Source organism: Enterobacter sp. RHBSTW-00901, from assembly GCF_014103115.1.
In the GTDB taxonomy this organism is placed as follows: Bacteria; Pseudomonadota; Gammaproteobacteria; order Enterobacterales; family Enterobacteriaceae; genus Enterobacter; species Enterobacter cloacae_P.
In genome coordinates, this window is record NZ_JABXPB010000001.1 from 94854 (window position 1) to 116483 (window position 21630).

The 21630-nt window shown below is 49.1% G+C and carries 28 protein-coding genes, 3 tRNA genes and 3 pseudogenes; 31 read left to right on the forward strand and 3 right to left on the reverse strand.

Translation table 11 applies throughout. The annotated features are described in order from the left end of the window. Nucleotides 1-330 precede the first annotated feature (330 nt). From HV318_RS00500 to HV318_RS24405, 12 genes are all read left to right on the forward strand, one after another. Complete coding sequence (locus HV318_RS00500) at nt 331-654, forward strand: S24/S26 family peptidase (protein ID WP_182271067.1); 324 nt, start codon at nt 331-333, stop codon at nt 652-654. A 172-nt stretch (nt 655-826) separates the two neighbouring features. Next, complete coding sequence (locus HV318_RS00505; RefSeq protein ID WP_096151513.1) at nt 827-1045, forward strand: hypothetical protein; 219 nt, start codon at nt 827-829, stop codon at nt 1043-1045. 144 nt (nt 1046-1189) lie between these two features. Further along, entirely contained in the window at nt 1190-1486 is a 297-nt protein-coding gene (locus tag HV318_RS00510; RefSeq protein ID WP_182271068.1) for a Ref family recombination enhancement nuclease, read from the forward strand. Beyond that, on the forward strand, nt 1479-2423 hold the full coding sequence (locus HV318_RS00515) for a DNA cytosine methyltransferase (protein ID WP_182271069.1): 945 nt from the start codon (nt 1479-1481) through the stop codon (nt 2421-2423). Before HV318_RS00510 ends, HV318_RS00515 begins: the two co-directional genes overlap by 8 nt. After that, nucleotides 2416-2772, forward strand: coding sequence for a RusA family crossover junction endodeoxyribonuclease (locus tag HV318_RS00520; RefSeq protein WP_182271070.1), 357 nt, complete (start codon nt 2416-2418; stop codon nt 2770-2772). The genes HV318_RS00515 and HV318_RS00520 overlap by 8 nt, the downstream gene beginning before the upstream one ends. Then, complete coding sequence (locus HV318_RS00525; protein ID WP_182271071.1) at nt 2769-3374, forward strand: hypothetical protein; 606 nt, start codon at nt 2769-2771, stop codon at nt 3372-3374. The genes HV318_RS00520 and HV318_RS00525 overlap by 4 nt, the downstream gene beginning before the upstream one ends. A gap of 306 nt (nt 3375-3680) precedes the next feature. After that, nucleotides 3681-3756, forward strand: a tRNA-Ile gene (locus tag HV318_RS00530). 77 nt (nt 3757-3833) lie between these two features. After that, nucleotides 3834-3909 (forward strand) — tRNA-Thr (locus HV318_RS00535). 3 nt (nt 3910-3912) lie between these two features. After that, nucleotides 3913-3987, forward strand: a tRNA-Gly gene (locus HV318_RS00540). A 534-nt stretch (nt 3988-4521) separates the two neighbouring features. Then, nucleotides 4522-4839: a phage holin family protein gene (locus HV318_RS00545; RefSeq protein WP_182271072.1), complete on the forward strand. Its 318-nt coding sequence runs from the start codon at nt 4522-4524 to the stop codon at nt 4837-4839. Beyond that, the gene (locus tag HV318_RS00550) at nt 4826-5302 is read left to right on the forward strand and encodes a glycoside hydrolase family 24 protein (RefSeq protein WP_182271073.1); all 477 of its coding nucleotides are present in this window, start codon (nt 4826-4828) and stop codon (nt 5300-5302) included. The genes HV318_RS00545 and HV318_RS00550 overlap by 14 nt, the downstream gene beginning before the upstream one ends. Next, on the forward strand, nt 5299-5781 hold the full coding sequence (locus HV318_RS24405) for a lysis protein (RefSeq protein ID WP_182271074.1): 483 nt from the start codon (nt 5299-5301) through the stop codon (nt 5779-5781). The genes HV318_RS00550 and HV318_RS24405 overlap by 4 nt, the downstream gene beginning before the upstream one ends. Here the strand turns inward: HV318_RS24405 and HV318_RS00560 are convergent, their stop codons facing one another. Next, nucleotides 5782-6132: a hypothetical protein gene (locus HV318_RS00560; RefSeq protein WP_182271075.1), complete on the reverse strand. Its 351-nt coding sequence runs from the start codon at nt 6130-6132 to the stop codon at nt 5782-5784. Nucleotides 6133-6457: 325 nt separating this feature from the next. Here HV318_RS00560 and HV318_RS24315 point away from each other — a divergent pair, with 325 nt between their 5' ends. From HV318_RS24315 to HV318_RS00625, 15 genes and pseudogenes are all read left to right on the forward strand, one after another. Next, nucleotides 6458-6586 carry a hypothetical protein gene (locus tag HV318_RS24315; RefSeq protein WP_275943690.1) on the forward strand — a complete coding sequence of 43 codons (129 nt, stop codon included), beginning with the start codon at nt 6458-6460 and terminating at the stop codon, nt 6584-6586. Between the two features lie 362 nt (nt 6587-6948). After that, entirely contained in the window at nt 6949-7176 is a 228-nt protein-coding gene (locus HV318_RS00565) for a hypothetical protein (protein WP_182271076.1), read from the forward strand. A 543-nt stretch (nt 7177-7719) separates the two neighbouring features. Then, entirely contained in the window at nt 7720-7884 is a 165-nt protein-coding gene (locus tag HV318_RS24075; RefSeq protein ID WP_220471148.1) for a YnfU family zinc-binding protein, read from the forward strand. 116 nt (nt 7885-8000) lie between these two features. After that, nucleotides 8001-8246, forward strand: coding sequence for a hypothetical protein (locus HV318_RS00570; protein WP_182271077.1), 246 nt, complete (start codon nt 8001-8003; stop codon nt 8244-8246). A 58-nt stretch (nt 8247-8304) separates the two neighbouring features. Continuing rightward, the gene (locus HV318_RS00575; protein ID WP_182271078.1) at nt 8305-8508 is read left to right on the forward strand and encodes a hypothetical protein; all 204 of its coding nucleotides are present in this window, start codon (nt 8305-8307) and stop codon (nt 8506-8508) included. Nucleotides 8509-8841: 333 nt separating this feature from the next. After that, on the forward strand, nt 8842-9387 hold the full coding sequence (locus HV318_RS00580) for a terminase small subunit (protein WP_182271079.1): 546 nt from the start codon (nt 8842-8844) through the stop codon (nt 9385-9387). After that, entirely contained in the window at nt 9362-11284 is a 1923-nt protein-coding gene (locus HV318_RS00585) for a phage terminase large subunit family protein (RefSeq protein WP_182271080.1), read from the forward strand. The genes HV318_RS00580 and HV318_RS00585 overlap by 26 nt, the downstream gene beginning before the upstream one ends. Beyond that, entirely contained in the window at nt 11284-11490 is a 207-nt protein-coding gene (locus tag HV318_RS00590) for a phage head-tail joining protein (RefSeq protein ID WP_182271081.1), read from the forward strand. The genes HV318_RS00585 and HV318_RS00590 overlap by 1 nt, the downstream gene beginning before the upstream one ends. Next, nucleotides 11487-13079: a phage portal protein gene (locus HV318_RS00595; RefSeq protein ID WP_182271082.1), complete on the forward strand. Its 1593-nt coding sequence runs from the start codon at nt 11487-11489 to the stop codon at nt 13077-13079. The genes HV318_RS00590 and HV318_RS00595 overlap by 4 nt, the downstream gene beginning before the upstream one ends. Continuing rightward, the gene (locus tag HV318_RS00600) at nt 13060-14415 is read left to right on the forward strand and encodes a S49 family peptidase (protein WP_182271083.1); all 1356 of its coding nucleotides are present in this window, start codon (nt 13060-13062) and stop codon (nt 14413-14415) included. Before HV318_RS00595 ends, HV318_RS00600 begins: the two co-directional genes overlap by 20 nt. Nucleotides 14416-14424: 9 nt before the next feature. Continuing rightward, nucleotides 14425-14757 carry a head decoration protein gene (locus HV318_RS00605; RefSeq protein WP_182271084.1) on the forward strand — a complete coding sequence of 111 codons (333 nt, stop codon included), beginning with the start codon at nt 14425-14427 and terminating at the stop codon, nt 14755-14757. A 67-nt stretch (nt 14758-14824) separates the two neighbouring features. Continuing rightward, nucleotides 14825-15070 (forward strand): annotated as a pseudogene (locus HV318_RS00610) (major capsid protein); the annotation flags it as partial. Nucleotides 15071-15233: 163 nt separating this feature from the next. Continuing rightward, nucleotides 15234-16470, forward strand: a pseudogene (locus HV318_RS00615) (tyrosine-type recombinase/integrase). 1 nt (nt 16471) lies between these two features. Next, nucleotides 16472-16696: a helix-turn-helix transcriptional regulator gene (locus tag HV318_RS00620; RefSeq protein WP_182271085.1), complete on the forward strand. Its 225-nt coding sequence runs from the start codon at nt 16472-16474 to the stop codon at nt 16694-16696. A gap of 20 nt (nt 16697-16716) precedes the next feature. Next, entirely contained in the window at nt 16717-17814 is a 1098-nt protein-coding gene (locus tag HV318_RS00625) for a ComEC/Rec2 family competence protein (protein WP_182271086.1), read from the forward strand. Nucleotides 17815-17874: 60 nt separating this feature from the next. Here HV318_RS00625 and HV318_RS00630 read toward each other — a convergent pair whose 3' ends face one another. Continuing rightward, complete coding sequence (locus tag HV318_RS00630) at nt 17875-18054, reverse strand: YlcI/YnfO family protein (RefSeq protein ID WP_182271087.1); 180 nt, start codon at nt 18052-18054, stop codon at nt 17875-17877. 137 nt (nt 18055-18191) lie between these two features. On the opposite strand from HV318_RS00630, the pseudogene HV318_RS24410 reads away from it, so the two are divergent. The 4 genes and pseudogenes from HV318_RS24410 to HV318_RS00650 all read left to right on the forward strand — a co-directional run. After that, nucleotides 18192-18308, forward strand: a pseudogene (locus tag HV318_RS24410) (host cell division inhibitor Icd-like protein); the annotation flags it as partial. A 4-nt stretch (nt 18309-18312) separates the two neighbouring features. Further along, nucleotides 18313-18717 (forward strand): hypothetical protein, encoded by a 405-nt coding sequence (locus HV318_RS24415; RefSeq protein ID WP_524537216.1) that lies wholly within the window; start codon nt 18313-18315, stop codon nt 18715-18717. Next, nucleotides 18714-19082: a hypothetical protein gene (locus HV318_RS00645; protein WP_182271090.1), complete on the forward strand. Its 369-nt coding sequence runs from the start codon at nt 18714-18716 to the stop codon at nt 19080-19082. Before HV318_RS24415 ends, HV318_RS00645 begins: the two co-directional genes overlap by 4 nt. After that, nucleotides 19079-20446 carry a helicase RepA family protein gene (locus HV318_RS00650; protein WP_182271091.1) on the forward strand — a complete coding sequence of 456 codons (1368 nt, stop codon included), beginning with the start codon at nt 19079-19081 and terminating at the stop codon, nt 20444-20446. Before HV318_RS00645 ends, HV318_RS00650 begins: the two co-directional genes overlap by 4 nt. A 210-nt stretch (nt 20447-20656) precedes the next feature. Here the strand turns inward: HV318_RS00650 and HV318_RS00655 are convergent, their stop codons facing one another. Further along, nucleotides 20657-21625, reverse strand: coding sequence for an IS5-like element IS903B family transposase (locus tag HV318_RS00655; RefSeq protein ID WP_000654812.1), 969 nt, complete (start codon nt 21623-21625; stop codon nt 20657-20659). Nucleotides 21626-21630 lie beyond the last annotated feature (5 nt).

Below are 21630 nucleotides of genomic sequence, written 5' to 3' on the forward strand. Positions count from 1 at the left end.
ATGGGTTTACAGGTATGCAGGGAAAACATTGCTATGGCTATGGGAACCTGTCGCAAATGTGGAAATTCATGCGAAATCATCTTCCGCTACACTGTCTGTGTTGATGGAGTGGTGCGTCATGCAAAGAAGGGAAGACCTTTTCCTATTCCACTTTGCAATTGCTCTTCTAAGAAAGCAGCGTAAAAAATCATAATACAAAACCCGCTTCGGCGGGTTTTTTTATGTCCAATAACTTAAAACTCTTTAACAATTCGTGCTGTTAAGCCGTTGATCAATCTCACTCCTGAGTGTACTGTATAAATATACAGTTAATTATCAGGGGTGGTTATCATGGGTTTTCCATCGCCAGCAGCAGACTACGCAGAGCAGACGCTAACTATCACCAGCCTTTGCGGCTATGACGGCAACTGCCGCACCATCGAAACATCCGCCGGTTACGCGATCATAAACGTCGCCAGAAAGCCGGAAGTGGGTGACACAGTCCTGGTCTCGTTCTGCGGCAGTCTGGACTTTGCAAAAGTCCAGGGCAAAGCGCTGATCACTCAGGATGGAGAAGCTATTGAGGGGGATGCGCTGGATGATGCAAACGTAATGGGAGTGGTAACGCACCTCCTGAATCGAGTGACCGATACTGACAATCGGCCTGTGATTTAAAAGACCTGATCTGATTCCTAGGTCTAAAGCCGATCGGTTAGACAGAACAATTTCGCCGAATTGCTCTGTCTAACCTATAAGACGTCTGGTTAGCGGAGCCTTTAATTGAATCAGTGCGCAGGGAGATAAAGGACCGCCCCCGGGAGGGGAAACCATATTTAGGGATGTGCCCATGAAATTAAATGAATTTGCCGCGGGTTTAACAAAAGACGGATTGCTTGTTTTAAATCTGTCCGATGGCGAAATAACTGACTACGTCGTCACCAATAATGCTTTACGCACGCTGATACGCCGGGAAGGAAATAGAATTTCCGCGCGGATCCTCAGCGATGATGAGCGGATAATCAACCTTAATTCCCTGCCAGAAGCACTTAAGGTTCTCAAGCCGTAAGTGTTGATTTATAATAATCAAACGGGCTGAACACCCACTGATTACTGCGCCAACCTGAGGAATCAAAATGGCGCAGAGCATTACCCAAAATCATTCACACCGCCCGTTCGTGCGCGGTGTTTCTGCTTATGCTGGTGACCCAGCATGAAAAAAGCAGATCGCATCCATCTTTCACGCGTGGCCGGACTGGGCTGTATCGTGTGCAGGAATCTGAATCTGGGCGAAACGCCAGCCGAAATTCACCATATCCGGACAGGGCAGGGTGTAGGGCTGCGTGCTGACCATCGAAAATCAATTCCCCTTTGCCATCCACACCATCGCAACGGCGGTTATGGTGTGGCGATTCATGCTGGCCGTAAGCAATGGGAGAAAAACTTCGGTACCGAGTTGCAGCTGCTGGAGCAGGTGCTCTATCTGCTGGGAGAACCAGCCGATGCGTAATCCAATTCGCTACGGTTCGGTCTGCAGCGGCATCGAGGCCGCCAGCGTGGCATGGCATTGTCTGGGTTGGCAGCCAGCATGGTTTGCAGAGATAGAAAAATTCCCATCTGCCGTCCTGGCGTATCGCTGGCCGGACATCACTAATCTGGGGGATATGACAAAACTCGCCCCGGCAATTCGTGCTGGAAAAATAGAAGCGCCCGATGTGCTGGCGGGGGGAACCCCTTGCCAGGCGTTCAGCGTTGCGGGTTTACGTAATGGGCTGGCTGACGAACGCGGCCAGTTAACTTTGGCTTTTGTGGAACTGGTAAACGCGATTGATGAAAAACGAAGAGAACAGGGAAAATCACCCGTTATCGTCGTCTGGGAAAACGTACCCGGCGTGTTCAGCAGCAAAGATAACGCTTTCGGATGTTTTCTTGCAGGGCTTGCCGGCGAAAGCTGCGCGCTGGAATCACCAGGGAAGCGATGGGCAAACGCTGGTTATGTGCTGGGACCAGAAAGAGTTATTGCCTGGCGAGTGCTCGACGCTCAATTTTTCGGAGTGGCCCAACGACGCCGCCGTGTCTTCGTTGTCGCAAGTGCTCGAACCGATATCGATCCCGCCAAAATACTATTTGAGTGCGACGGCCTGCGCAGGGTTAATCCCCCGACAAGAAAGACGCCCGTGCCTGTTTGTCTTACTGCCAGAGGAGCGGGCTCTCTCGACGACAGAGAAACTTACATTGTTACGCCAGATCGCCGAATCAGGCACTTGATGCCGCTTGAGAATGAAAGGCAGATGGGGTTTACGGATAATTACACCCTTACTCAGTGGCGCGAAAAAAAATTATCAGACTGTCCAGATGGTCCGCGCTATAAGGCGATCGGCAACAGCATGGCGGTACCGGTCATGCGCTGGATTGGTTCACGCATTCAGGGGGCGCTGCATGGCTAAATATGTCATTACCCCCATCGGCAAACCCCGCATGACTCGTGCTGATAAATGGAAGCAGCGGCCGCCAGTGATGCGCTACCGCATGTTTTGCGATGAAGCCCGCCTGCACGATATTCGTGTGCCTGAGAGCGGCGCTCATATCACTTTTGTTTTGCCTATGCCGCAGAGCTGGAGCAAGAAAAAGCGCGCAGCAATGAACGGCCAACCGCATCAGACCAAACCCGATCTGGACAACTTAACAAAATCGCTGCTGGACGCTTTGTTTGAGGATGATTCCCACATTTGGGACGCCCGGACATCAAAACTATGGGGTGAAACTGGAATGATAATTATCGAGGACATGAAATGACACCACGCCAGAAACGCCAGTATTTTGAAGGGCTTGGAAAAACCGCAATGGCACCACGGAAGAGCTGGCTGGGAAAAAGTATTCTCCTGAATGATGTTCAGTCCGGTTGGATAAAATCACTGCTTACGGTGTGGGGGGAATGCGTCCGCGGTGGCACAGCACCGGCGAAACCATGCGGGCACTCCTGCTGGAACGTAATCAGAGGAAAGAACTGGTCAGATAAAGCGCTTGAGCGGTTTACTGCAGCATTGAACCAGGCGAGAGAAGAAGGATTTCGTGGTGAGCTGGCAATGAAACGGGCGCGCGCAATTCTTTGGCCTGAACCGCCGGCCAGCATTATTGACGAGGCTATTAGCAGTGATGACGCTGAATTTATGGAGTGCGTAGTGCTGCAGGCGTTCGATTTGAAGGATCCGGTTTACATCGTTGGCCGACAGTATTACACCACCAGGAAAAAAATATCAGACATCACCAGAGAACTGCAAAGCCTGGCTCCGTGGCTAACTGATTCTGAGGCCAGAAAGCGGGTGCGCTGGTGTCTGGAAATCTTCAGGGCGAAGGTTTTTTTGTCAGCGCGGAACAGCCTGAAAGAAAGTTCATGATCAAAATTGATTTAGCAAAAAGTGCTATTTAATTTGAATGATGTTGAAAACGGGCCAGAAAATCAGATAATCTTTTCAGGCTTGGCAGAGCTGCGCCACGATGGCAGCGATGTAAAGCGACAATTTGAAAAAACTCTAAACCCCGCCTGTCGGGGTTTTTTGTTATCCGGCGATACGACAGGGGTATTCGCGAAGGTGCATTGCACCAGTACCCCTGTCATATCGTCGATCTCAATAAGACCATGATACAAATAAGAAACCATGTATATTGCGTGGTTAGTTTGACTTATGTATCATCCCGCTACCGGCCCTTTAGCTCAGTGGTTAGAGCGTGCGACTCATAATCGCCCGGTCGTTGGTTCAAACCCAACAAGGACCACCAGTCCGCCACTAGCTCATCGGGAAGAGCAACAACGTAATGTTGTAGTACGAGGTTCGAGGCCCCGGTGGCGGACCAATGCCGACTTAGCTCAGTAGGTAGAGCAACTGACTTGTAATCAGTAGGTCACCAGTTCGATTCCGGTAGTCGGCACCATATGCGGGCATCGTATAATGGCTATTACCTCAGCCTTCCAAGCTGATGATGCGGGTTCGATTCCCGCTGCCCGCTCCAGTTAAAGCTTTTCGGTCTGCAATGATGGGGTTCCCGGAGTGACTGAAAAGCACCCGCATTTTGAATGGGCGCTGCTTTTCGCAAAATTGCTGTGTGAAAATACTGACCTTTGGGCTCAGCGCTCATTCAAAATCATTTCACCAAATTATTACACTTCAAAAAAAGTACGGAGAACGACACCAATCCTCTCCGCACGAATGATTTTAATGCTTGTCCGCTTATCTGTTTTATATCCACAAAAAAAGTGGCGGTAATTTAATTTAAGTAGTAACACTTTGCAACTATGTAAATGGTTAATTATTTTTATGCATTAAACAACCCTGCTGAAGAGAGATTGTCTTCATTTAGCCCCATGAAAATGGGCTCCTTCGATTGCAGTGCCGATATTGCTACACCCTTATCTTCCCGGCCTGTCGCCGGGTTTCTTATTTCAGGCTCCGGGAACCATCATCGACACGCCTACTTGTTAAATCGTCCCGAGGGCCTGACCCCTTTTAAACACACAGCACCCGCTAACTACGCGAGGTGAGAGATATGCGTATGCCTAACAAAGACCCTGGCTCATATGGGTTGCTCGTATGGGTTCTTATTGCTGCCATGTCTATCTATGGCGGATTCGTTAAGTACATCATCGATACCAAAACAAATAAAACTGCATGGAGTTGGGTTGCTGCATTCGCCCAGGTTGCCGTTTCTGGTTTTGCCGGATTGATCGGTGGACTGATCAGCATAGAGTCAGGCCTGAGCATCTATTACGTACTTGTCGTGGCTGGTATGTCCGGAACGATGGGTAGCGTGGCGCTCAGCTTTTTCTGGGAAAGAATTACGGGGATGAAAAATGCAAGAAACTAACCCACAGCGAAAAGCATTTCTCGACATGCTGGCCTGGTCTGAAGGCACCGACAACAGCAGGCAGAAGACTAATAACCACGGATACGATGTTATTGTCGGTGGTTCCCTGTTTACTGACTACTCTGACCATCCCAGAAAACTGGTTACGCTGAACCCGACACTGAAATCAACAGCTGCAGGCCGCTACCAACTGTTGTCCAAATGGTGGGATGCATACCGTACGCAGCTTGGGCTAAAAGACTTCTCACCAGCCAACCAGGACGCCGTAGCCCTTCAGCAAATTAAAGAGCGTGGCGCGCTACCATTAATCGACTGCGGAGACATCCGGCAGGCTATAGACCGCTGCAGCAATATTTGGGCTTCTCTTCCCGGTGCGGGTTATGGCCAGTTCGAACATAAAGCCGATGCGCTGATTGCTAAGTTCAAGGCTGCCGGCGGTAAAGTTAACGAGCCTGCATCATGAACGCGGTTATCATCTCATTGGTGAAAAAGTTTTGGCTGCCTACTGTCATCCTGGCTGTAATTGCTGTGCTGTCGTGGCAGGTTAATCGCTATCGCGACAACGCCATCACCTACAAAGACCAGCGTGATAAAGCCACAAAGAATCTCAGCGTGGCCAATGCCACAATCACCGACATGCAGGCTAGGCAGCAAGATGTTGCGGATCTGGATGCAAAATACACGAAGGAGCTGGCTGATGCGAAAAACACCATTAGCGATCTGCGTCGGGATGTCGATTCTGGCGCTAAACGGCTGCGCGTCTCAGCTACCTGTCCAGGCGTGCGTAAAACCACCGGCACCGCCAGCGTGGATGATGCAACCAGCCCCAGACTTACTGACTCCTCTCAACGGGATTATTTCACCCTCAGAGAGCGAATCGAAATAAGCGACAAGATGATTGATGGGTTACAGGAGTACATCAATCATCAATGCCTTAAATGACTACTTTGAGAATATCTGGAGGATCAGCGAGCCTATCGTTGCGATGTTAGCGCCATGCTGAATCCATTTAGAGAATCCAATTTCCTCTAAAATCTTTATTATTTGCTGATCTGAGGTCGGTTTTGACTTAAGCAGTTCTTCATGGGCCTTTTGAATTTCTTCAAAAGGTGTCGAAGCGTTGATTCCTGCTTCGTACAATGGAGTTAAATTTTCGATGATGTGTAGCCCTTGGCCACCATTGTCGTGCGTGACGTTATCTTCAAGCGTCACTTCAACGTCACCACTCACTTGGATTCTTATTCCATCGCCAGCGTTTCCATATGATTTATTTCCAATAAGTTTAATAGCCATTCTTGTTCCTCGGTAGTTTGTAAAGTGAACCTGTTTAAGGGTGAAGTATCTTGCAGTGCCCTCACACTGCTTTCATTACCCCGAACAGCAAGTTAAAGAAATAAACTTCATGTGCCAATAAAAACCGAACCCCGCCATTCAATATGGCAGACAGGTTGAAACATAATCATCTAGTGACATGACTGTGGGCAGACCCATCGTAATGGTGTAACCAAAAGGCAACACAATGTCCGACATCTACCAAATCACGTTAACCACCCAAACAGGTGAAACCTTCACGGGCAAGATGGCTCGACGTTAGCCTGAGCTGGCAGACGGTTTCGTTATGCTCGGTGCAGTAACGATAGAGGGGATGGGGCGACAGGGTAAACCAATCTACCTTACTGATCACGACATTGATGTTATGGACCGCCAGACGAAGAAAGACATTCTGGCGCATAACAAAGCGTGGTAGGCGAACTGCCAGAAGGTGAGCCGATGAGTTACACGCGATGTTCTTTCTGCGGTTCTGGTTTACATACCCGTGATAATTGCCCCCATACATGGAGTGGCAGCGCTCGCCGGGTAAATCTGCGCTGTAGTTACTGCGGCGCAACTGGTCACAATTCTAACACCTGCCCACACAACGCCAGCAGCGCGAACCGTCGTCGTCTGAATGACGATTTCTATCTCGATTAAGGATTAGAAGCATGAATTGAGCTAAACCGCAGGACTGAAATGACCTAATAACAGTAGGCTTATTTTACTTTACGACATAGACTCAACGTTACCTATTTCCTGTGGAGCAACACAATGCTTGAGGGAAGGTTGGAGACTATGCACAGTGGAACGCCCTGCTTCGCGGTGTATGGTAAGGAAGAGTTCATAAATAGCCTTATTGATTACATCAGGAGCAGTACGAAGTATCCAGCCGAAATTCGTATCATTGGCGGGTTGGATGTGATGGGGCGAATGAAAATCATCATTACAGGTAAGTATATAGACGAAATGTCGCTGGATGATTTTCAGTCAATAATGCTGAAAAGCTACACACATAACGATTAACTCCTCCCAACCGCCTTCGGGCGGTTTTTTTATTTCCTTTACCATAGGCTGCTCTATTGTAAAGGTATTAAGTTACGGAGTTTATATGCAGGTCACTATTGATGGTGTCCCGTTTGTGCCTGTCTGCGCTTCAGCGTCACGGATTGTAATCACAACCCAAACCGGACCGACGTTCTAGTGCGCGCTGGAACAGCATCAGAAGCATGCACCTGCCGGTGCACTGATGGTGGTTATCGATGATGTGACTGGGTAAAATCAATCTACCTGACTGATCACGACATCGACGTTATGAACGGTCAGACGCAGAAAGACATCCTGGCGCATAACAAAGCGCGGCAGGCGAACTGCCAAAAACAAAACGGAAGCTCGCAATAGTGGGCTTTAATTTTCAAAAAAGTGTTCACTGAATTGATTTTTATTGCGATTATTTTGATGCTGCGAGCTGTTTATGGGCTAAGTGATTTAGTGCTTTGATGAAGGTCTTTCCGGTTAAAAAGTAACCGATCGTGGTATGATAACCCTTATTCTTAGAGGGGGTATATTATGTCATTCTTCGATTATGCACTTAAACGTGTTGAAGCAGCGACCAAAACAACAGTGACTTGTCCGATATGCGGACATAACTCTAATCATCCGACAACAAAGGTACGCCAGGAACAGCCCTTGCTCTGTCCTCGATGTAAATCATTGTTTGTCATTCATCGATAATATTCTGAACTGCTGAATGTAACCGCCTCAGGGCGGTTTTTTTTGTTGTCATCACCATGGGCATTACAGCAGGCATTCACTGAGTGCCTGTGATAATGCTCAACATGGGAGGGATTATGGCAAAGCTAACTGTAACGCTGAAGCGCCTTGAGGAGTGGAAAGATGGAATTGTTTACGGAACGGAAGTAACTTTTAGGGCTATTCAGTCAGGGATGGTGCTGGTTGAAGATACAGTGTCGGGCAAGTGCTCTTCCTCTTATAGTCGAAGCTATGTTGTGGAGAAAGGGACGGGCGATATTGTTATTGAACACAGCCGGCCAGACCTTCATTATCTAAGTATTACCGCAAGCCTTGAGAGCTAATATTTATTTTGTTGCCTGCTTTGAATAGTATGCCTCTGGGTACCCAAAGGAGGCATATATGTTTGTTGCAGAAGGATTGAAACCTGATATTGATAATGACGGTTGGGTTAAAGGCTGGGGTGTAGTTCGTAATGCCCCTTGGCACCTTGCAGGTGTTTATGCGACGAAAGACGTTGCAGAGACAAAAGCAGGGATGTTGGGCGATGGCTATGAAGCGCGGTATGGCTCCCACAAACTGGGGAGTGACGACTTTATATCCTGAACCAGTCAATAGCCGAACATCATATCCTGAGCCACTGGCATTCGCTGGTGGCTTTTTTATGCACGCTTCACATAACACTCCTAATCAAATACTAATGATAATCAATGTTATTTGATGGGTCCTCCCGGCGGGGTGGCCTGCCACGGGGCGGCGTCCGCGCAGATTCTTGCTATTTATGAAAATTTTCTGGTTTTTGCCGTTTCCGTTCTTCTTCCTGTTATCTCTCTGTTTTTACTTGAAACACCCCCTCAAAAGAAAGGAAACGGTTAGGCCTTAAAAACGGTAATTTTCCATTTATCGTTTCCTTTCTCTGTTTTTCGCCCGGAGTGAGCAATGGAAGTTAACAAAAAACGGCTATCCGAGATTTTCGGTGTCAGTGTTCGCACTATTCAGAACTGGCAGGATCAGGGAATGCCCGTTGCTCGAGGAGGCGGTAAGGGGAATGAGGTTCTCTACGATTCTGCCGCCACGATCGAATGGTACAGTGCCCGTGATGCGGCGATTGAGAATGAAAAACTGCGGAAAGAGGTTGAGGATCTGCGCATTGCTTCAGAGTCAGACCTTCATCCCGGAACGATTGAATATGAACGTCATCGCCTGACCCGGGCACAGGCCGACGCTCAGGAACTTAAAAATGCAAAAGAGTCCGCTGAAGTGGTGGAGACCGCATTCTGCACGTTCGTGCTGTCGCGGATAGCCGGAGAAATTGCCAGTATTCTCGATGGGATCCCTCTGTCGGTCCAGCGGCGGTTCCCGGAGCTGGAGAACCGACATATTGATTTCCTCAAGAAGGACATCATTAAGGCCATGAACAAAGCAGCTGCGCTGGATGAAATGATACCGGGGTTGCTGAGTGAATATATCGAACAGTCAGGTTAAGGGGCTGCGGCACTCTGCTAGCGCGGGGCTCCGTTCGTTGTACCGGCCAGAGCCGCAAACAGCTGTTGAATGGGCAGACGATAATTACTATCTCCCGAAAGAGTCTGCCTACCAGGAAGGCCGCTGGGAAACTCTGCCATTTCAGCGGGCAATAATGAACGCGATGGGCAACGATTATATCCGGGAAGTGAATGTCGTGAAGTCTGCCCGCGTTGGTTATTCAAAAATGCTGCTCGGGGTGTATGCGTATTTCATTCAACATAAACAGCGCAACTCCCTTATCTGGTTACCAACTGACGGCGATGCTGAAAACTTCATGAAGTCTCATGTCGAACCCACAATCCGTGATATTCCAACGCTGCTATCCCTTGCTCCCTGGTATGGCAAAAAGCACCGTGACAACACGCTCAGTATGAAGCGTTTCTCTAATGGGCGCGGATTCTGGTGCCTCGGTGGAAAGGCTGCGAAAAACTACCGCGAGAAATCCGTCGATGTGGCGGGCTATGACGAGCTGGCGGCTTTTGATGAAGATATAGAGAAAGAGGGATCCCCGACATTTCTTGGAGATAAGCGCATTGAAGGGTCTGTCTGGCCCAAGTCTATTCGCGGATCAACACCAAAAGTCAGAGGAACCTGCCAGATTGAGCGTGCTGCGAAGGAATCTCAGCACTTTTTGCGGTTCCACGTTCCCTGCCCACATTGTGGGGAAGAGCAGTACCTGAAATTTGGTGATAAAGAGACCCCGTTCGGGTTTAAGTGGACGCCTGGGGATCCTGCCAGCGTATTTTACCTCTGTGAGCATAATGCCTGTGTAATTAAGCAGCAGGAGCTTGATTTTTCTGAGGCCCGTTATATTTGCGAAGAAACGGGCATCTGGACACGGGACGGGCTGAACTGGTTCTCATCATCCGGTACTGAAATTGAACCCCCGGATAGCGTCACCTTTCATATCTGGACAGCATATAGTCCATTCACTACCTGGGTACAAATCGTCAAAGACTGGAGCAAAACCAAAGGGGATACCGGCAAGCGTAAAACCTTTGTGAATACCACACTTGGCGAGACCTGGGAGCCGAAAATTGGTGATCGGCCGGATGCGGAAGTCATGGCCGAACGTAAAGAACATTTCGGCGCTGCATTACCAGAACGGGTGGTCTACCTTACGGCAGGGATCGACTCACAGCTTGACCGTTATGAAATGCGTGTCTGGGGCTGGGGGCCGGGTGAGGAAAGCTGGCTTATCGACAAAATCATCATTATGGGCCGCCATGATGATGAAGCGACGCTTCTCAGGGTAGACGATGCGATCAATAAAACCTATTCAAGGCTGAATGGCGTGGAAATGCTCATTTCCCGTATCTGTTGGGATATCGGCGGTATTGATCCGACTATCGTCTACAACCGTTCCAAAAAGCACGGACTATTCCCCGTCATCCCCATCAAAGGTGCATCGGTTTATGGAAAGCCGGTGGCGAACATGCCTCGTAAGCGTAACAAGAACGGCGTTTATCTGACGGAAGTGGGTACTGATACTGCGAAAGAGCAGATTTATAACCGTTTCACGCTGGTGGCTGAAGGTAATGAACCCCTTGCGGGTGCGGTTCACTTCCCGAATAACCCTGAAATCTACGATTTAGCCGAGGCTCAGCAACTGACTGCTGAAGAGCAGGTTGAGAAGTGGGTAGACGGTAAGAAAAAAATCGTCTGGGACAGCAAAAAGCGCCGAAATGAGGCGCTTGACTGCTTTGTCTATGCACTGGCGGCTCTGCGGATAAGTATCTCCCGCTGGCAACTCAATCTGGATTCTCTTCTGGTCAGTCTGATGGAAGAGGACAGTGGTCGTAAAAATAACAAAACTCTGGCGGATTACGCCAGGGCATTAGCGGGAGATGAATAATGGCGACACAGGCTGACCTGGAGGCTGCACGTACTGCGCTGCATGACCTTATGATGGGAAAGCGCGTGGCAACAGTACAAAAAGACGGTCGGAGGGTAGAATTTACGGCTACCTCAGTCAGCGAACTTAAAAAGTACATTGCTGATCTTGAATCTCAGGTCGGTACCACTTCACGACGCCGGGGGCCGGCAGGGTTTTATGTATGAAAATACCATCATTAGTGGGGCCTGACGGTAAAACATCCCTTCGGGAATACGCCGGATATCATGGCGGAGGTGGAGGTTTTGGTGGACAGTTACGGGCATGGAACCCGCCAAGTGAAAGCGCAGATGCGGCGCTTCTGCCCAACTTTTCTTGCGGTAATGCACGGGCTGACGATCTGGTACGAAATAATGGCTATGCGGCAAACGCCGTTCAGCTTCATCAGGATCATATTGTCGGGTCTTTTTTCAGACTCAGTTACCGACCGAGCTGGCGTTATCTTGGCATTAATGAGGAGGATTCACGAGCGTTCTCGCGGGATGTGGAAGCTGCCTGGAATGAGTATGCCGAGGATGATTTTTGTGGGATTGATGCCGAGCGCAAGCGAACGTTTACGATGATGATCCGTGAAGGTGTTGCCATGCATGCGTTTAACGGCGAATTATGCATGCAGGCGACATGGGACAGTGATTCAACGCGGCTTTTCCGGACCCAGTTCAAAATGGTCAGTCCGAAACGCATCAGTAATCCAAACAATATCGGTGATTCCCGTAGCTGTCGTGCCGGCGTAAAAATCAATGATAGTGGTGCTGCGCTGGGGTATTACGTCAGTGACGACGGCTATCCGGGATGGATGGCACAAAACTGGACCTATATACCACGGGAACTGCCAGGGGGAAGACCCTCTTTTATCCATGTTTTTGAACCACTGGAGGATGGTCAAACCCGGGGGGCGAATGTGTTTTACAGCGTGATGGAGCAGATGAAAATGCTCGATACGCTGCAAAATACCCAGCTCCAGAGCGCGATAGTGAAAGCTATGTATGCAGCCACCATCGAGAGTGAACTGGATACCCAGACGGCGATGGACTTTATTCTTGGCGCTGACAATAAAGAGCAACAAAGCAAACTGACGGGCTGGTTGGGTGAAATGGCATCATATTACTCCGCCGCACCGGTTCGCCTCGGTGGCGCAAAAGTCCCACACCTGATGCCAGGGGATTCCCTGAACCTTCAGTCAGCGCAGGATACCGACAACGGCTATTCAACGTTCGAACAATCCCTGCTGCGTTATATTTCCGCAGGGTTGGGCGTGTCGTATGAGCAGCTTTCACGAAACTATTCTCAGATGAGTTACTCGACTGCGCGTGCAAGCGCTAATGAGTCCTGGGCGTACTTCATGGGGCGTCGAAAGTTTGTGGCATCCAGACAGGCCTGCCAGATGTTTCTGTGCTGGCTTGAAGAGGCCATTGTACGTCGCGTGGTCATCCTTCCTTCAAAAGCCCGATTCAGCTTCCCGGAAGCGAGAACGGCCTGGGGCAATGCCAACTGGATCGGCTCAGGCCGAATGGCAATTGACGGGCTGAAAGAGGTGCAGGAAGCCGTCATGCTCATCGAAGCGGGCCTCAGCACGTATGAGAAAGAGTGTGCTAAACGCGGTGAAGATTATCAGGAGATTTTTGCCCAGCAGGTCCGGGAGACAATGGAGCGTCGTGCTGCGGGTCTGAAACCACCGGCATGGGCAGCTGCCGCTTTTGAGGCAGGTGTAAAAAAATCAAACGAGGAGGAGCAAGATGGCGCACGAGCTGCGTAATCTCCCGCATATTGCCAGCATGGCCTTTAATGAGCCGTTGATGATTGAACCCGCCTATGCGCGGGTTTTCTTTTGCGCGCTGGCAGGTCAGATGGGTATTACACGCCTGACAGATACGATGTCTGGCATAACGCTTGGTGCTGAGCAGATTGCTGAACCGCTGGCGCTGTTTGGCGACGATGAAGACATGACCCCCCAGCCATCACGTAGTTATCAGGTGACGAACGGCATCGCGGTGCTGCCTGTTTCCGGCACGCTGGTCAGTAAAACCCGATCGCTGCAGCCCTATTCCGGCATGACAGGCTACAACGGAATCATTGCTCGCCTGCAGCAGGCGATCAGTGACCCCGGTGTCGACGGTATTCTGCTTGATATGGATACGCCGGGCGGAATGGTGTCCGGGGCGTTTGACTGTGCCGACATTATTGCCCGTATGCGCGATATCAAACCCATCTGGGCGCTGGCAAATGACATGAACTGCAGTGCAGGGCAGCTTATTGCCAGCTCGGCATCGCGACGGCTTGTGACGCAAACGGCCAGAACCGGATCCATTGGCGTCATGATGGCGCACAGCAACTATGGTGCCGCTCTAAAAACTAACGGCGTTGAGGTAACGCTGATTTATAGCGGCGATCACAAGGTTGACGGCAACCCTTACGCAAAGCTACCGGCAGACGTTCGCGCTGATTTTCAGACGCGTATTGATGCCACCCGTCTGATGTTTGCCGAAAAGGTATCCGCTTATACCGGCATGTCCGTGCAGGCCGTGCTGGACACCGAAGCGGCTGTATTCTCCGGCCAGGAGTCCGTGGATAACGGGCTGGCGGATGAACTTGTTAACAACACTGACGCGCTGAATGTCATGCGCGATGCACTTAACAAACGAAAAATGATGACCCCCGGAGGGAATATGACTAAAACCACGGCATCCGCTGCTACCACTCAGCCATCAGCAACAACGACTGAAACTCAGCCTGCCCAGACTACCGCATCGACCGGGCAAGTCACCACAGTTGAAGTGGTAACGGCGACCGCTACAGCCCCTGAAGATGTGAGTGCTCAGGTCTCAGCAGCCGTCGCTGCAGAGAATGGTCGCATTATGGGGATCCTGAACTGTGAAGAGGCGAAAGGACGAGAATCCCAGGCGCGCGCACTGGCTGAAACGCCGGGAATGACGGTTGAGAGCGCACAGCGCATTCTGGCTGCTGCCCCGCAAAGCGCTCAGGCGCGCACCGATACCGCTCTGGATCGTCTGATGGAAACTGCACCTGGCGCGTTGTCAGCAGGCAGCGTATCAGCTGAAGCTGGCGACGATTTGTTAAATACCCCCGTTTAAGAGGCTATCATGGCAATTACTGAAGTTTTCACACATAACCAGCCGCTCGGTAACAGCGACCCGGCGCACACCGCGTATGGTCCTGGCGAACTGACGGCATCTACGCCAGCAATGACGCCGATCATGCTGGATGCCACCTCCGGCAAGCTGACCATCTGGGACGGCACTCACGCCGGCACAGCCGTGGGCATTCTGGCTGTTGCCGCAGACCAGAACAGTGCAGAGCTGGCATTTTATAAATCGGGTTCTTTCCGCCTTGAAGATGTGCTCTGGCCATCAGCGGTTACCGACGAAAATATCAAGCGTAACGCGTTCGCCGGCACAGCTATCAGCATCGTTTAATCCACGTTTTTACAACCATCATCATTCATAAAAGCCGCATATGCGGCTTTTTTTACGGGAAAAATCTATGTCCGTTTATACCACTGCTCAGCTGCTGGCGGTCAATGAGAAGAAATTCAAATTCGATCCGCTCTTCATGCGCATCTTTTTCCGCGAAACCTATCCCTTCAATACAGAGAAGGTCTACCTGTCGCAAATTCCTGGTATGGTCAATATGGCGCTGTACGTCTCGCCAATTGTCTCAGGCAAAGTAATCCGCTCCCGTGGCGGCAGCACATCGGAATTCACACCGGGGTATGTGAAACCAAAGCACTTAGCATGGCTTTCTGAGGCTTTCGTGTAGTTGCTGGTTTTTGCACTTAATTGTTTGATTATTATGGTTAAGTTTTTCTGGCGCTTTCACTGGGTTTTCCTCGTTTTCTGTGCGTTGCAATCACTTCTGTATTGCAGCTTGTATTGCTTTTTGGGGGCAAAAAATGGCTGGTGAGAACAAATTGAGCGACAAGGCGCTTAAGGGATACCTGGGAAAATCCAGAGAAAAGCAGATCACTGTAGCGGATGGGAAGGGGCTTTCCGTTCGTGTGAGTAAGAAGGGGGGGGGTGAGTTTTGTTTTCTTCTACAGGTTAGCTGGTGGTCTGACTGCCCCGGTTTGGTTAACGCTAGGTAAGTATCCGGATATGTCGCTAAAACAAGCCAGGGAGAAGCGGGATGAGTGCCGGGCGTGGCTTGCAGAGAAACGAGATCCACGCATACAGATAAAGATTCAGTCCGAGGAGCGTCTTAGGCCGGTTACTGTCCAGGACGCTCTCTGTTACTGGTACGAAAATTACTGCAAGATTCGTCGCAAAACCCATGCTGTAACTCTGGGCCGTTTTCGAAAACATGTTTTTCCCTTTATCGGGCATCTGCCTGTAAATGACACTCATCTTTATGAATGGCTCGACTGTTTTGACCGGATTAAACGAAATGCACCTGTTATGGCCGCTTATGTATTTTCTGACACAAAACTGGCACTTCGTTTTTGCCGGGTTCGCCAGTACGCAACCTGCGATGCACTAAAGGACTTGCGCATGACTGATGTTGGCCAGGCGGCAGGTAAGCGTGATCGGGTTCTTGATGAGATCGAGTTAGGGCAGCTCTGGAAAGCTATCTTTGTTGAACCTGATATCAAGTTGATGTCCGAATACGCCAGGAAAATGTTTGTTCTTTGCACGGTTTTCGGATGCCGCATGAGTGAGGCCCGGTTATCAGAATGGAAGGAATGGGATCGAAAAAACTGGGTATGGTCCGTACCAAAAGAACATTCAAAAACTGGAGTGGAAATTGTAAGGCCAGTACCCGAAGTCCTGAGGCAGTGGATAACGGATGTCTACGAGGAAACAAAGCATTCAGGCTATGTGCTGGGTAGTCTGCGTATCAGGGAAAGCGTAAGCAAAATTGGTGGAAAAATTGGTAAGCGGCTGGGCCACGAAATGCAATGGTCTCTACATGACCTCAGGCGAACGCTTTCAACCCATCTTAGTGATTTGGGCGTTGAGTTTCATGTCGTGGAGCAGCTGTTAGGCCATGCATTACCTGGTGTGGCGGGCATTTATAACCGAAGTAAATTTATGGCGAAGAAACTGGACGCGTTAGATCTCTGGACGACATACCTCAATAACATCTCAGGCGTTGAGTCAAAAGTGACAATCCTCAAACAAAAGGTTGGTTAACATGAAAAAAATGGCAGTTGTTGATAAAAAGAGTCTCGAGTACATTCCTAACATCGATCGTATGATCCGTGAGAAAGAATGTCGGGAGCTAACTACCTTGGCGAACAGTACGCGCTGGAAACTGGAGAAGGAAGGGAAGTTTCCAAAACGAATCAAAATCGGTTCTACTGCTGTGGCGTATCGCCTCTCTGAAGTTCAGGCATGGATAAGAGGGGAATGGCAATAATATGAATGCAAAGGTGTAGTATGAATATTACGGTTTATAATGTTAAACAAGGCGATTCGTTTTTAATTAATAACAAAGAATGCTTTAGTAAGGTGATGCCATTACTGGTGGATACAGGATGTGCGAAATTCAATATGCATAGGAGGCTGTCTTCTTCATTAAAATCTAAGCATTTTTCAATTTTAATAACCCACTCTCATAGAGATCATATGGGAGGGCTCAAGGATATTCTTTTAAACCCTAAATGTAATGTTGATGAGGTATTTATTCCTTGGTACCTCCCTGAAATACTACAGATAAATAAAATCCTTAAGCAAAAATTTGCTGCTTATAGTAGTTTGTCGCTTCCTTCGTTTAAGAGTGTTAAATTATCTTTTTTAGGTGAAGGAGATAATGTTTATCAGACGGGGTGTGATAACTTTAAAGTTTTAAATCCACCTAAAAATACAGATCAAGTTTATGAAGGTCTTATGGGTGATGGTTCGGTTAACCAAACCAACGATATTGAATCTGTTATAACTAGATTAAATGAACTTGGCTTTGATGTTGATATTAGAGAAGTGATTGATTACTCCCCTGAGGTTACACCGGATGTTGATCGGGAAATATACCGAGAACAGGCAAGGAAATTTGTGCTTAAATTTTTTACTACGATGTCCTCTTTTGTATTTGGCGCAAAAGCAAGTAATATAAAAAGTAAGGTGAGAAAACATCTGGAACTATTATCAAATCACACAAGCATAGTATTTAAATATAATTGTTTTAACCATGACCTGGGATGGCTTTTTACCGGTGATGCTGACACGGAAGCATTTTCGCGAATCATGAATGGTAAATATAAAAACTATCTGAAAGCAGAGGTGTTGAAAGTGCCGCATCATGGTTCCAAGGAAAATTTAGATTCTGTAACATTGGGGTTCATTAATCCGATATTTGCAATTGTTAGTCATGATAATTTCAAAGGGAAAGGTATAGATTGGCATCCACATCAAGAAGTTATTGATCTTCTTAATATAACTGGCGTTAATACTTTTTATACAAATGATGTAAAGAAAAACAATAAGATCATTGTGCGGAGTTCGTACTCTAAGCCATTTAGCGAACTTTTTGAATTCTAGATGGTTAATTATGGCAGCATATCTCGCTGCCATGAATTTTATGTAAGTAATGTTATTAATTTATTTTTGACCTGCTCTGGAGTTTTTCAACTTCTCTCGGCAGGCTTCTTTTACCCAGGAACTAAAATTTCCTGGCCCTGCAGCATTAACTATTTGATTGAGTAATTCGTCTTCAAAACGAATATTTTTTTTGGTGCTACCAGAGCGTTCAAAAGCTGCTTTTGTATTTTTGTCTTGCATCGGTACGTACCACTAGGTTAGGCTAAAGACTCATGGTACGTACCGTAACGACTTTCTGCAACCATGAAATAAACGAAGCCCAATAGTGCGCCAACACTATCGGGCCTCTAACCAAACCGTTAACTGGAGTAACGACTATGGCTGGAACACAGCATACCCAAACTCACCCCAAATTCACATGGCTATTCCTGGCCACCCCAGAACTACATCCTGAATGTTCACCAGTAGTTCTGCGATGTGATGCAGATTCGGAAGAGGATGCGCGAGCAACCTTTCCTGAGTGGCATCTTACCTTTGCCGCAAAAATCCGCACTGAAAGTCCTTACTCGTTTACCTGGACTGATGCAAATCGAGCAACTCTCTGGTCAATCATGGGGGGGGAAATCAATCTTCCACTGGAGGCTCGATATGTCTAAGTCAAAACTGCTGTATATCGGGGATCTTAAAAACTTGGAAGAGCATGAAGAAGAATTACGCGTTGCCTCGCTGAGTGCAGAACAAGCGAAAATTGTAGCCTCAATGCTCGTCTGTTATCCCAATGCAATGGAAGACTATGAGATTACCGCAATAGGTCAGCTGTTTGAGTCACTGGCCACGAATGTGAATAGCTTCCTGAAAGCAGAACGCGAGCGTTTTGAAAATTGTTCGGAGGTTCGACCATGATTAGCAACGTCAAATTCAACGAACTGGAAAAACGCGTGGATCTGCTGGTAGAGAAGATTTTGCATCTTGAGGCTCAGGTTAAGTCACTCGCCGACTGTCAGGGGGGAGAAATTCCGCCGGGTATGACGCCAGTAGCTACGCTAGCTGCTGAATACGGTATCTCTACTAAAAAAGCCGAGGAGCTGGCGAAAAACACGGGTGTAATGCTGGTTAAGCTGAAATCTGGCGGGTTCGTTGCACCTGATGAAAAGTTCAGGGAAGCGGCGCGGCTGGTGCTGCGAAGTGCTAAGCGCAAATATGGCTCCGCGTACTGGTTCCATCCCCTGATCGGCAAATTCCAGATGAGTGGGGGCATTCCAAAATGACTGCACAACTGACTGCCGTTGAAACTGTATCGGATGCCCTGTTCACCTGCTCTTACTTGTGGGCGCATGGTAAACAATACAGCCGTAGCGATTTGGATAAAGCCCTCCATCAGCATAAAGACCCTACCACCCGCTACGGGAAGCTGGTGGCTCGACTCAACCGGATAGCAGCAATGCCGTATGAGGAGCTTTGTGATGCCGGGTATCTCGATACAGACCGCAAACAAATGGTTGCTGCACGGCGTTCTCTGCTGGTGGAGGAAATAGGCGAAGAGGAAATGAATGCCTTGCTGTCTGATGTCCAGCGCATCCACCGGGTATTCTCTGATGCTGGTGCAAAGTTCAGGACAAAGTTACTGCTCACTCGGGGTTCAGAGGGCTTTAATGTCCGCCAGGACTATATCCTTAAACACTTCCTGCCATCACAGTCACTGTGCAGCATTTACGGCCCCAGCGGTTCGTATAAGAGTTTTCTCGCGGTTTCGTGGGCCTGTCATATCGCCGCTGGCCTTTCATGGGCGGGTAAAAAGGTCACTCCCGGCGCAGTTCTGTATGTTGTCGGTGAGGGGGGCGTGGGTGTTCCCCGGCGTATACGGGCATGGGAGCAGGTGCATGGCATACAGGCAGACAACCTCTGGCTGGTCAATCGCCCGGTGTTCCCTGTGCGTGAGTCAGAGGTTACCGAAGTACTTCTTGCTGCCAGGCAGATTGAAGCCGAATGTGGCGTACCGGTTCGCATGGTGGTGATCGATACGCTGGCCCGTTGTTTTGGTGGTAACGACGAGAACGACGCTCGTGATATGGGGGCCTTTATTGAGGGTTGTGACGTTATCAAACAGAAAACGGGGGCAACAGTGTTGGTAGTCCACCACTCAGGGAAGGATGAGGGTAAAGGTGCTCGAGGTTCTAGTGCTTTCCGTGCTGCGCTTGATACCGAGTTTAACGTTAAGCGTGAAGGGGATGGAAAGGCGCTTATTCTGACCTGTACCAAGATGAAAGACGCTGAGGAGCCAGAGCGTAAGGCATATGACCTGAGAACGTCAGAGCTATACACAGATGAAGACGGTGAGCTTGTGTGCTCTCTGGTGGTAAATGATCAGCCGAGAGATGCTAAAGAGGTTGAGCCTGAATTGGCAAGCGTGTCACGTCTTAGCGATAACCACCAGGCATTATGGCAAGCAGTACGCAGTCGAACAGCCAGAGGGGAGCCATGCACAAGATCGGTTATACGTGACGATATGAAAACGATTGGTATCGACACTAAGCACTTTAGCCGCTGGGTTCAAAAGTTGATAGAAGATGGATTGATTATTCAGAACGGTGATGTGTTAACTGTACAGTCATTACGGGAAGTGGGTATGTAAGTGGGTAGTATGTGGGGAGGGGTGGGGAAGTGCCTCAGTTTTCCCCACTTTACGCCTATATACACAGACAAAGTGGGTAAAAACGCTCTAACCCGCGTCAATACTGGTTTTGTGGCGATTAATCAAAAATGCTGGTGGGTAGTAAGTGGGGAGCGGCTTTGTTGAATAAATCAGATTTCGGGTAAGTCTCCCCCGTAGCGGGTTGTGTTTTCAGGCAATACGCACGCTTTCAGGCATACCTGCTTTCGTCATTTTGTTCAGCGCTCGTACCAGGGCCATAGCCTCTGCAACCTGACCATCGTAGTCACGCAGCGTCAGTGAACCCCCGAACAGCTGTTTTACCCGGTACATCGCCGTTTCCGCTATCGAGCGACGGTTGTAATCTGTTGTCCATTTCCACCGCGCATTACTCCCGGTCATTCGCTGATTAGCCACTGCACGGTTACGGTCTGCATATTCACCGGGCCAGTAACCCGCACCTTTTCGGGGAGGGATAAGCGCGCTGATTTTCTTACGCCGCAGTTCATCGTGACATAGCCGGGTATCGTAAGCGCCATCGGCGGCGGCTGACCTGATTTTCCGGTGGGTTTGCCGGATTAACCCGGGGAAGGCCTCTGAGTCCGTAACGTTGTTCAGCGACAGGTCAGCGCAGATGATTTCATGTGTTTTACTGTCAACGGCGAGATGCAGCTTACGCCAGATACGGCGGCGTTCCTGGCCATGCTTTTTGACTTTCCACTCGCCTTCACCGAAGACCTTCAGCCCGGTGGAATCAATTACCAGGTGTGCGATTTCACCCCGGGTGGGCGTTTTGAAACTGACATTAACCGACTTTGCCCGCCTGCTGACACAGCTGTAATCCGGGCAGCGTAGCGGAACGTTCATCAGAGAAAAAATGGAATCAATAAAGCCCTGCGCAGCGCGCAGGGTCAGCCTGAATACGCGTTTAATGACCAGCACAGTCGTGATGGCAAGGTCAGAATAGCGCTGAGGTCTGCCTCGTGAAGAAGGTGTTGCTGACTCATACCAGGCCTGAATAGCTTCATCATCCAGCCAGAAAGTTATGGAGCCACGGTTGATGAGGGCTTTATTGTAGGTGGGCCAGTTGGTGATTTTGAACTTTTGCTTTGCCACGGAACGGTCTGCGTTGTCGGGAAGATACGTGATCTGATCCTTCAACTCAG